The following is a 10,161-nucleotide window of genomic DNA, read 5'->3' as shown; positions in this document are numbered from 1 at the left end:
CCCGGCCGGCCACGGGTGCGTCCGGACGCGCTGCGTGCCGACAAGGCGTACTCGTCACGGGCGATCCGCACCCACTTGCGGGAGCATGGCATCGTCGCGGTGATCCCCGAGCCTGCCGACCAGCAAGGCCACCGGAAACGCCGCGGCTCACGCGGCGGACGCCCGCCGGCCTTCGACGCCGACGAATACCGCGGCCGCAACGTCATCGAACGCCGCTTCTGCCACCTCAAGCAATGGCGCGGGCTGGCCACCCGGTACGACAAGCTCGCCATCACCTACCGCGCCGCCGCCGTCCTCCACGCGGTCATCGCCTGGGCGAAGCACTTGTCAGACACGCCCTAGGCCCTCCCGCTTGCCGAAGAGACGCTCCCAGAAGCTCCCACGATGAGAGGTAGCCGACTCGTCGCCAACTTGATGCGTCGCCGCCCGAACATCATAGAAGTCATCAAGATCGCGAGCATCGCTGCGACGACCCGCCTCCGTACGCTTCTTGTCCCACGGAGCCGCCCACCAAATCTTGTTCTTGCGAATCCAATAGTGGGCCTGGCACGGCAGATCCCAGCTACCAACGGATGGCGTGAGCGATATTGCCTCACCGTCGAAGTAGATCTGCCACTGCACCGGGCTGAGTGGCAGGACAACCTTGCTTCCACAACCACTGGCGCAGAGATGCGCCGTCGTCGTATAGACCATCGAGACGTACAACTTGCCCGGCTCAAGCTCGCGAGGGATGAACTCCACGAAGAGTGGTTCAAGGAGTTTGATGCGGCTCATGCGGCAGCTCCTCTGTTCAGCATGTGGTTGCCGTCGATCGTGTAGTTGCTCGTGTACTCATTCTCGAAGTCGAAGTAGAAGCCGAAGCGCTGCTTCCACTTGATGACTGCGAGTGCCGCGTTGAGCATGTTCAATTCGGCGATCTGGATGTTCTGCGCGTATCCGTCGTCACCATCATCGACGAACGAGATCTCGCCATGGGCCATGATCCAGTTCGGATCGGCATGAGTAGGCAGACTCACGCTGGTGCGGATGACACCGCCAATGGATGACCCACGCTGGTAGATACCCATCCCGGTGTCGACGAACGGGATGTTCGCAGTGCGAAGCGTCTCGAAGATGGTCCGTTTGTCGGGTCCAGCGTCAACCGAGATGAAGACGAAGTCGAAGCCGGTCAACTCCTGCGCGTTCGCGGCGGTGATGCGATACGGGTGCGGAATCACGTGCCGGTGCATGGCGGTGTAGTTCGCACTGTGATGAGCGACTTTCGTTGGACGAGCGTTGAGTTCTTCGAGGGTCGCTGCGCCGGGTGAACGGAAGGCGTTGTGGATGAGGAGAAGGTCGTCGTCAAACAGGTGGATCTCGCCGACCGGCGTCTTGGCGACTGCGTCGAGAACGTAGGAGCCAGAGCCGCCGAGCCCGATGATCGCGATTCGCTGTCCACGGATCTTGTCGACGACGGCACCGATGCGCGCGTGCGTCGTCGCGGCGTCTTCGTACTGGAAGACCGACTCCTCAAGGGTTGCAACAATCGGCGGGTGCTGACGATATGAGATCGAGTCGTCGATGGCCTGCGCATGCGCCTGAAGCATGCCGACGTAGGTCGACATCTTGTCGTAGTAGTTCTCGTAGTCGTTGCGAGCAGTTATCGGCCGCTGCGAGAAGCCACAGGTAACGACCAGCCCCTGGCCCAGGTCGACCGGGCCGGGTTGGTGGATGAGATTGTCGAGTCGAGCTCCGTCACTATTGCAGGGGTAGTCATCAACAGTCTCACCGAGGAAGTACGAAACGTGGATATCGGGGCGATTCGCGAGGTCGATGACCTCCATCGTCGAGGCCAGGTATCCCCATTTGATCTCACGTCGTGCATTGACGTACGGAGTGCTGACGAGGAGGTGCCCAGCTCGAAGCTGGACACCGTAGCCCTCGTCCTGAAGAAGCTGCACGTCCGGGTTAGGACTTGGTGGTTGAGGTGACATTGAAGACAGCCCCATCCTTCCTGACGTCGACGGTGCCACCCGGCTTGAGGCTCCCCTCCTTCGGCTTCTGGGCTCCGCGATACGTGACGGTGATGACGGCATCGGCGCTCGGCGGCGTCGGGTATGCGAACGCGACAACCTGCTCGTAGCTGACGGTCTTGTCTGCGACGATCTCCTGCTGGCCGTTGACTACGATCTCGTACTTCTTCTCGTGCGCGTTGTTCTCTGACTGGGACATGTAAAACTCCTGTTCTGTGCGGAGGACGAATGGAGCCGGCGCCGTGCCGGCCCCACCTCGATCACTTCTCGTTGCGAACACCTTTGTGCTGGTTGGGGCTTCCGTTCATGATGCGGCCGGTCGAAGTGTCGCGCTTGAACCAGGTCTTGCCGACCTGGAATTCACTGCGCCCCTTGACTGCTCCGACGCGGTGGCCGCGTCCCGTGTTCTTCGCCACTTCCGGCTCCGTCTCCGGGGCTGGCGGTCAGCCCCTCACTAAGTAGTCGGAACAGGGAGCCATCGAGTTAGCGGCAGCCTTCGCAGAGTCCGTCGACGAGCAAGTGGCGCTGGAAGAGCATGAAGCAGCCGGTGCAGCTTCCCTCGGTCTCGGCAGCTCGGTCACACTGACAGCTCCTGCAGAGGGGGCAGAACCCCCTGCCGCAAGTGGGACATGGGTAGCCACGGAAGGTGCGGCTCTGCCCGCAGCAGTAGATCGTAAGGAGGGGGCGCGCGTCGAACTCGCGCGGCTGGATCATGTAGCCGGGATCGACGTTCCAGATGTCGTGCCCGGCCAGCACCGCGATGACTCGTCTGTCATCGGCGATGGCGTCCGCGTAGAAGTCGGCGGTTCTACCCCACGAGTCAGGCCAAGTGATCCGCCGGGTGAACGTCGCACCTGCAGCAATCCCCCGAAAGGCGTGGGCGTCTTGAAGCACTTGGCCGCGCCATGGATAGACGACGGGCCAGCCATCGTCGGGCTCTGGATGGATGCTTGCGTGGGCGACTTGTCCATCGAAGCGGTCGACGAGCACGACAGCGCCGAGTCCGCGGATGCGCCGTGAAATTGCGATTGCACAGGCCTGATAGCTGGCCTGACTGTTGTCAAAGAGGTCTTGCACGTGGTGTGCACGTACAAGATCCGTCCCGACCACTTCGCTAGTCAGCGCGTCGGGCAACAGAAGGCGCTGCGCGATATGGTCGCACACGGTTTCAAGTAGCGCCGACGGATCAGCTTGGTCGGCGATCCAATCAAACAGACCTTGGTCTTGCTCGACGATCCAGTGACCAAGCTCATGCGCGAGAGTGAAGTTCTGACGGCGACTGTTTGACGTCGGCGCATAGAGGATGACCCCATCCTCGAGGAACGACATCCCGTCGCAGAAGCCACCATCACCACGACTGCTGGACAGTGAGTCGACCGCGCGAACCGTCAAGTTCATGCCGGTGGTCAGTGCGTCGATCGGGTCGAGAACAAATTGCTCCTGCACCGCGGGATCGAGAATCTTCACGGCCCGCTCGATCCACGGCCCTAGCCTCATGAGCCCTCGGCGCCTTCGGCGCCTTCGACGGAGTCAACCAACGCTTCAATCGACTCAAGCAAAACATCCGCTTCGGGAGCACCACCACGATGCACAGCCACGAGCATCCGAGACTCAAGCGCCGAGGCCGCCAGCGCGACAGTAGTCCCCTGGATACGTGCCCACCGCTGCGCCAGCCCCTTGAAGGCCTCTGACCCCACGATGACAGCGAGCCGAGCACGCTCCGGATCCCCCCCGGACTGCCTGCGCAGTCGGTCGGCATCGACAGCGGTCTCCTCAGCGAGAGCGTTGATCAGCGCGGGGACATGAGTCAGGTTTTTGCCACTCTCCCAAGCAAAGATGTCCCTGCTCGTTACCTCCCAGCCACGCGCGGCGAGTCGTTGCGCTAGCACGCTGACGGTCAGACCCACGTTCTTACGGGCGCTCGACAGCGCCTTGCCGTCCAGCTCAAGCTCTGAGTCCGGGACTAGGCCGAGCATCGCCGCGACTGGATCGTCGGCAAGCGGTGGAGCGCTCTGCTGGCTGGCCCAGGCGAAATCGGCGGCCTTGAGCAGGTCTCGAACCTCGGGGCGTTCAGACGACTGATCCGCTCCTGCGGCAAGCGCCGACTGTCCAGCGCGCGCATCAAGGATGGCTGCGATTTCTTCGTCCTTGCCGTCCGGGTGCATCGTCATCCTCCTCCCTTCACTGCGGCGTTGATCTTTGACAAGACTCTGGTACTAATCTGGCTGATTCGAGCCGGCGTAACGCCAACCTCTGCTGCGATATCGCCACGCGGGCGGTCCAGCACGATGTACTGCGCAAGGACGTAGTGCTCCTGAGCGTCAAGGCGCGCGATCGCGGGCCGCGCCTGTGCCATCTTCTCGAGCCATTCCATTGCCTCGTCCTCGTCTGGCGCCGCGCCTCCACGCACGTACTCCTCCGAGTACTCCACGCCCCGCACGACAGCGGCGGATCGCACGATGTCGAGGGCCCTCCGTTTCGACGTTGCAACCAGCAGCGCCTCCCAGCTGCGGGGCGGTTCTGCTGGAGGCGCCTTCATGAGCGACAGCATGGCTTCCTGGACCGCGTCTGCGGCCAGATCCGTCCTTCCTCGCCCGCGCAGCACTTCGTAGGCGACCCCGTACATCGCGTCGCGATGCTTTTGGTACAGGGCCGCCCAGTCGTAGGAGGGATCAGCCATGCGCAGGCTCCTCGCCGTGTGCACCCATCTCATCACTTTCCATCAGCGCCGATGATCGTCGCTTCAAAAGGTAGTCGAGCCAGACGGTCCAGGAGTTAGCGAAACTCTGAAACGTCGGCAAGGCGGAGTTCGCTGTGCCGCTGAAAACCGCCGACGAGTTCGGGACACACCGCAACCACGTATCTCACCATTTTCATTCTGTTGCGGTCGCGGGGCGGTCTTGTAGACACCGAGCGCGGTACTTGTCGCCGGAACCAGAGAAGCGCACGAGCATCTGTCCGGACGTGCCGGCCTGGAGGTCGTTGTAGATCGGCTCCCAGCGACGTTGGTCGATGCTGAACTCAGTCATCACGAGCCCGTCACGTTTGACAATTCCGAGCGTGTAGTCGATGACGTTCATGTCCTGCCGGGTCTCCAACTCGATCGTGACAAGTAGGCCTCGGTCCTTCGCCCCCCGTGCTTGGCAAACAGTTCTGCCAGCGCGCCTGGTAAGCCTTGGCTGTCGAGATGTGGGGATGCTCCTCCTTCGCTCGTGGCTTCGACCATGCCCCGCGTCACGTCCCTACGATGCCTCACCACCGCAGAGAACGACGCCTACGCAGCCATCGCGACGACTGGCAACTCAGCCTTCCGCCCAATCGAACAGGAACGGGCCCCATCGCGGAAGCGCGCTGCGAGCTGGCCTTCGTCGGCTGACCGAGCGGGCAGCCCCGCCTTTGTCCGCGCAGGAACTCGATCAGCAGTCGAGCGCCTCAGCACTGGTGTCGCCTTTTGAGTCAACGTTGGATAAACGTGAACGCGCCCGACGCGGAGCGAACGATGCTGAGAACCCCAGATCAACGGGATAGTTGCCGCGCAGGGACTTGATGCGTGAATCTTCTGGACTCGGGTTCAAGTCCGAAGCGAAACTCCATCAGAGCGATATGCGGCAGCCAGGATTCATTCTCCGCGCATATGCGCACCTCGGAAACGAAGGAGAAATCCCTGATCAGATGCCAAATCTAATGAGTAGGGCGGACGGGACTTGAACCCGTGACCGATGGATTATGAGTCCACTGCTCTGACCAGCTGAGCTACCGCCCCGCGCACCGGCTCATTCAGGCGTCGCGGCCGGCGCGGTATCGGTGACCGGATCGGTCACCGGCTTCCCACGATACAGGCTCTCGAACGTCGAGATCGTGCGTTGGATGTCGTGTGCGGCGATGAGCCGGATCGACTCGTTCTTGAGCGCCCGGTAGTCGTCGGGCGAGGCCTCGAGCACGATGCGGAGCTTGGCCGCGAGGTCTTCGGCACTGCCCGGCTCGAAGAGGTAGCCGTTCTCGCCGTCGTGCACGAGGTGCGGCAGTGCCATCGCGTTGGCGGCGACGACCGGCAGCGCCGACGCCATGGCCTCCATCGTCACGATGCTCTGCAGCTCGGCGATCGACGGCATGGCGAGCACGGAGGCCCGGTGATACGCCTCGCGCAGCTCGTCGTCGGTGACGTAGCCGGTGAACGTGACGCGATCGGCGATGCCGAGCTCGACCGCCAGGTGCTCGAGGTTCCTCTTCTGGTCTCCGCCGCCGACGATCTCGACGATGGCATCGAGCTCTTTCGGCAGCAGGGTGAGTGCGCGCAGCAGCACGTCGATCTGCTTCTCGCCCGTGACCCGACCGACGAAGAGGATGCGGTTCTCGGTTCGCTGCTCCCAGTTCGGTGAGTACTTGTGTGCGTCGATTCCGCAGGAGATCGCGTGCACGCCCGAGAGGCCGGTGTGCTTCTCGAGGAACTGAGCCGCCTTGCGGGTCGGCGTGGTCACCGACTCCGCGCGTCCGAAGGTTCGGCCGGCCGCCTTCCAGGCGAGGCCGACGGCCCATTCCTGCCAGGCATGCGGCAACAGCGTGAACTCGAGCATGTTCTCGGGCATGAAGTGGTTGGTGCCGACGATGCGGATGCCGCGCTTCTGCGCCTCGAGCGAGAGGCCGCGGCCCGTGATGATGTGCGACTGGAAGTGCACGACATCGGGCTGCACCTGATCGATGATGCGCGAGCTGTTCTGCTTGATGCGCCAGGGCAGCGCGAACCGAAGCCAGTCGTGCGGGTACCAGCGCCAGCTGCGCAGGCGGTGCGCGGTGATCTCCTGACCCTCGTGGACCTCTTTCCAGGTGCCGTGCTTGCGGTTCGCGGCCGGAGCCATGACGTGCACGTCGTGACCGCGTTCCGCGAGGCCGGCCGCAAGGCGCTCCGCGAAACGGGCGGCGCCGTTGACGTCGGGAGCGAAGGTATCGGCGCCGATCAGAACCGTGAGCGGCCGTTCGGGCTCCGCGCCGGGAGTGCCGGCGTGGGTACTCGCACCGGGGGTGTCAGACACGTGGGGTTGTTCCTCACCATTTCATCGGATCGAGGGCGATCGGCCCTCGTCGGGGCGCCGCGACAGGCGGATCGGCGCGCGGACTGAATCCGACGATAGTCTACGCACTGCGCCGGCGGGCTCCTCGCGTTGGCATGTCGCCGAGCCGTGCCTGCTCAGCTCACAGGCGCGTCTGCGGGTGGTTTCGTGCCAGCTGGAACACACCCCAGACGGCGATCACCCCGGCGAGGATGAAGACGCCGATCGCCCAGAGCGGCGCCTGCGAGGCCTCGCCCAGCACCAGGATGCCGATCGCGACGGCGACCATCGGATCGACGACCGTCAGACCGGCGATCACGAGATCGGGCGGCCCCGACGCATAGGCGTTCTGCACGAAGTACGCCCCGAGCGCGGTCGCACCGAGCAGGCCGATCACGCAGAGCCACGTGAGCCAGTCGAACTCTCCCTGTTGCAGGCGCCCGAGCACGACTTTGGCGAGCGTGGCGACGAAGCCGTAGAGCACGCCGGCCAGGATCACGTAGAAGATGGCCCGGATGCGGTGACGGAACATGCCGAACGCGACGGCCGCGAGCACGAGCACGACGGCGAGGATGATGAGGATCGTCACGAGCTGACGATCGGTGACCGGCTTGTCGACGGCCGTGAACGCCGCAACACCGACGAAGAGGAACACGCCTCCGACGCACATGACGATGGCCGTGATCGACTTGCGATTGAGCTGCACGTGGTTGATGCGCGAGTTCAGGATCGACGTGATGACGAGCGCGATCGCGCCGAGCGGCTGCACCACGATGATGGGAGCGAAGTAGAGGCTCCCGAGCTGGAACATGATCGCCAGGCCGAGCATGACCGTGCCGATGACCCACGACGGTCGCGCCAGCAGCAGCGCCAGTTGCTTGCCGTTCAGCCCCTTGCCGAGGCTGTCGACGGTATGCGACTCGACCTTGACCACACCCCGGTGCTGGAACTGCGCGCCGAGGGACAGGAACACCGCGCCGATCAGGGCGAGCGGGATTCCGATGAACTGGGTGGGGTCGAGGGCGATCTGTTCAGAGAGCTCGCTCAGGTCCGGTTCCACGCATCGACCCTACCCGTTCGCTGCCCGATATCCTTGGCGAATGGCCGTCCTCCCCATACGAATCACCGGCGACCCGGTACTCCACTCCCCCGCGTTGCCCGTCGAGTCGTTCGACGACGACCTGCGCACGCTCGTGCACGACATGTTCGAGACGATGGATGCCGCGCCGGGAGTCGGCCTCGCCGGCCCGCAGGTCGGTGTGGGGCTGCGGCTCTTCACCTACGGCTGGGTCGATGAGGCCGAGACCCGGTGGCGCGGCGTCGCGATCAACCCCGAACTCTGGATCTCTCCGCCCCCCGCCGGTGAACCCGACCTCGACGAAGAATCCGAAGGCTGCCTCTCGTTCCCCGGCGAGCGGTTCGGGCTGCGTCGAGCCGATCGCGCCATCCTGCGCGCGACCGACCTCGAGGGGCAGCGCTTCGAGATCGAGGCCGAAGGATGGCTCGCCCGCATCTTCCAGCACGAGTACGACCATCTCGACGGCACGCTCTACACCGATCGGCTCGGCGAACGCGACCAGCGCATCGTGGCGAAGATCACGAAGAAGCTGGGGTGGGGAAAGCCCGGCGCGCAGTGGATGCCCGGGGTCGACGACCTCGAGGCCTGAGCCCGATCGAGCGAGACGGATGCCGCGTGGCGGCGCCGCTCACACGAAGGCGCGGATGCCGGCGGCGACCGCCGCGGCGACCGCGACGACCACGATGAACGGCACCTTCAGCGCGTAGAGGGCTGCCGCGACGATCACGGCGGGAACACGTGCGTCGACGACGACCTGCTGCCCCGCCCCCAGCGTCTGCACTGCGATGAGCGCTGACAGCAACGCGACGGTCAGCAGATCGGCGATGCGCGCGGGGCGTTCGCGTTCGAGGAACCCGGCCGGCACGAGGTGACCGGCGAGTTTGAGCGCGAGCGTCGCCGCGGAGGCGATCAGGATGATGTGCCAGGTGGTCATGCCGCCGGCCTCCGAGTGAACAGATCGAACCAACCGACGACCACCGCGACGACAGCGGCGACGAGCACCGGCAGCCCGGGCATGAGCACCGGCGTCGCGAGCGTGGCGACGATCGCCGCGGCAACCGCCACAGCACCGGCCTGGAAGCGTTTGAGACGTGGCCACAGCAACCCGAGAAAGGCCGCGGCCGCCGCGGCATCCAACCCCCATGCCTTCGTGTCGCCGAGGGCATCGCCGATGAGCGCGCCGGCGAGCGTCGTCACGTTCCAGCCCACGAAGATGGTGATGCCGGTCGCCCAGAAGCCGATGCGTGCAGCGCGGTCGGTCGATTGCGCGAGCGCGACCGCCGTCGACTCATCGATCGTGACCCACGCCGCGGCGACTCGCCGCCAGATGCCGTGCGCCTCGTCAGCACCATCGACGATCGGCTTCATGCGCATGCCGTACACGACATTGCGGATGCCGAGCATCGCCGCGGTCGCGATCGCCGAGCCGCCAGCCGCGACTCCGCCGCTCGCGAGCACTCCCACGAGCGCGAACTGCGAGCCGCCGGTGAACATCACGAGGCTGAGGAAGCAGGTCTGCCACACGTCGAGCCCTGCCGCGACCGCGAGGGCGCCGAACGAGATGCCGTACGCGGCGGTCGCCAGGCCGACCGCGAGACTGTCGCGGATCGCCGCCGACCGCTCGCCCTCCAAATTCTCACCATGTTCTTCAGGCGGCCGGGCGTCGGTTTCGGGGCGCTCGTTCACGTTTTCCACACTATCGACCCGAACCGACCTCAGACGGCGTCGTCCTCAGATCGAAGTCAGTTCCACCTCGATGAAGACGAGGCGACCACCGCTGGCATTCACCACGTCATGCGATGTTCCCGCACGCCCTCGATATGGCACCCCCGCCGTCTGGACCAGCTCCGTCGTGGTGCCCTGCGTATCGACCACCGACAACGCGCCGCCGGTGATCGGTACCACGACGTACTCGAACTCATGTGTGTGCGGTCCGGTGCGCTCACCAGGTTCGGTGAACACCCACCGCGTGATGCGCGAGTGCGAGTCGTCGAGCGCGATCGTCGCCTGTGCGTGCATCATG

General features: G+C 64.6%; 15 protein-coding genes and 1 tRNA gene. 2 read left to right on the top strand and 14 right to left on the bottom strand.

Annotated elements, in window-relative coordinates; genetic code table 11:
* The coding region (locus H521_RS0119090; protein WP_026482488.1) for an IS5/IS1182 family transposase at window positions 1-342 on the top strand (342 nt) is incomplete at its 5' end.
* Here H521_RS0119090 and H521_RS0119085 read toward each other — a convergent pair.
* The 11 genes from H521_RS0119085 to H521_RS0119035 form a co-directional block, all read right to left on the bottom strand.
* The gene (locus H521_RS0119085; RefSeq protein ID WP_022894614.1) at window positions 328-774 is read right to left on the bottom strand and encodes a ubiquitination-like system serine protease family protein; all 447 of its coding nucleotides are present in this window, start codon (window positions 772-774) and stop codon (window positions 328-330) included. The two genes, H521_RS0119090 and H521_RS0119085, sit on opposite strands and share 15 nt — an antisense overlap.
* Window positions 771-1,973 carry a ThiF family adenylyltransferase gene (locus H521_RS0119080; RefSeq protein ID WP_022894613.1) on the bottom strand — a complete coding sequence of 401 codons (1,203 nt, stop codon included), beginning with the start codon at window positions 1,971-1,973 and terminating at the stop codon, window positions 771-773. The genes H521_RS0119085 and H521_RS0119080 overlap by 4 nt, the downstream gene beginning before the upstream one ends.
* Complete coding sequence (locus H521_RS0119075; protein ID WP_022894612.1) at window positions 1,948-2,211, bottom strand: multiubiquitin domain-containing protein; 264 nt, start codon at window positions 2,209-2,211, stop codon at window positions 1,948-1,950. The genes H521_RS0119080 and H521_RS0119075 overlap by 26 nt, the downstream gene beginning before the upstream one ends.
* Window positions 2,212-2,272: 61 nt before the next feature.
* A complete protein-coding gene (locus H521_RS26165; protein ID WP_022894611.1) occupies window positions 2,273-2,428 on the bottom strand; it encodes a hypothetical protein in 156 nt (51 codons plus the stop codon).
* 67 nt (window positions 2,429-2,495) lie between these two features.
* Window positions 2,496-3,479 (bottom strand): ImmA/IrrE family metallo-endopeptidase, encoded by a 984-nt coding sequence (locus tag H521_RS0119065; protein WP_169514022.1) that lies wholly within the window; start codon window positions 3,477-3,479, stop codon window positions 2,496-2,498.
* Between the two features lie 26 nt (window positions 3,480-3,505).
* On the bottom strand, window positions 3,506-4,183 hold the full coding sequence (locus H521_RS0119060; RefSeq protein WP_022894609.1) for a helix-turn-helix domain-containing protein: 678 nt from the start codon (window positions 4,181-4,183) through the stop codon (window positions 3,506-3,508).
* Window positions 4,180-4,692 carry a sigma-70 family RNA polymerase sigma factor gene (locus H521_RS0119055; protein ID WP_169514021.1) on the bottom strand — a complete coding sequence of 171 codons (513 nt, stop codon included), beginning with the start codon at window positions 4,690-4,692 and terminating at the stop codon, window positions 4,180-4,182. The genes H521_RS0119060 and H521_RS0119055 overlap by 4 nt, the downstream gene beginning before the upstream one ends.
* 193 nt (window positions 4,693-4,885) lie before the next feature.
* The gene (locus H521_RS0119050) at window positions 4,886-5,092 is read right to left on the bottom strand and encodes a hypothetical protein (protein WP_022894607.1); all 207 of its coding nucleotides are present in this window, start codon (window positions 5,090-5,092) and stop codon (window positions 4,886-4,888) included.
* A gap of 609 nt (window positions 5,093-5,701) precedes the next feature.
* A tRNA-Ile gene (locus H521_RS0119045) sits at window positions 5,702-5,775 on the bottom strand.
* 10 nt (window positions 5,776-5,785) lie between these two features.
* Window positions 5,786-7,042, bottom strand: a complete 1,257-nt coding sequence (locus H521_RS0119040; RefSeq protein WP_022894606.1) for a glycosyltransferase — start codon at window positions 7,040-7,042, stop codon at window positions 5,786-5,788.
* 160 nt (window positions 7,043-7,202) lie between these two features.
* Window positions 7,203-8,120, bottom strand: coding sequence for a DMT family transporter (locus tag H521_RS0119035; protein ID WP_022894605.1), 918 nt, complete (start codon window positions 8,118-8,120; stop codon window positions 7,203-7,205).
* 40 nt (window positions 8,121-8,160) lie between these two features.
* Between H521_RS0119035 and def the strand changes: the two genes are divergently transcribed.
* Entirely contained in the window at window positions 8,161-8,727 is a 567-nt protein-coding gene (gene def, locus H521_RS0119030) for a peptide deformylase (RefSeq protein WP_022894604.1), read from the top strand.
* A 39-nt stretch (window positions 8,728-8,766) separates the two neighbouring features.
* On the opposite strand, the gene H521_RS0119025 is transcribed toward def, so the two are convergent.
* From H521_RS0119025 to H521_RS0119015, 3 genes are all read right to left on the bottom strand, one after another.
* A complete protein-coding gene (locus H521_RS0119025) occupies window positions 8,767-9,072 on the bottom strand; it encodes an AzlD domain-containing protein (protein ID WP_022894603.1) in 306 nt (101 codons plus the stop codon).
* Window positions 9,069-9,770, bottom strand: coding sequence for an AzlC family ABC transporter permease (locus H521_RS0119020; RefSeq protein WP_022894602.1), 702 nt, complete (start codon window positions 9,768-9,770; stop codon window positions 9,069-9,071). The genes H521_RS0119025 and H521_RS0119020 overlap by 4 nt, the downstream gene beginning before the upstream one ends.
* 99 nt (window positions 9,771-9,869) lie before the next feature.
* Window positions 9,870-10,157 carry a cupin domain-containing protein gene (locus H521_RS0119015; protein ID WP_156891588.1) on the bottom strand — a complete coding sequence of 96 codons (288 nt, stop codon included), beginning with the start codon at window positions 10,155-10,157 and terminating at the stop codon, window positions 9,870-9,872.
* Window positions 10,158-10,161 lie beyond the last annotated feature (4 nt).

This window comes from Agromyces subbeticus DSM 16689, from assembly GCF_000421565.1.
Lineage (GTDB): Bacteria > Actinomycetota > Actinomycetes > Actinomycetales > Microbacteriaceae > Agromyces > Agromyces subbeticus.
This window is presented reverse-complemented; position numbering and strand designations above follow the sequence as displayed.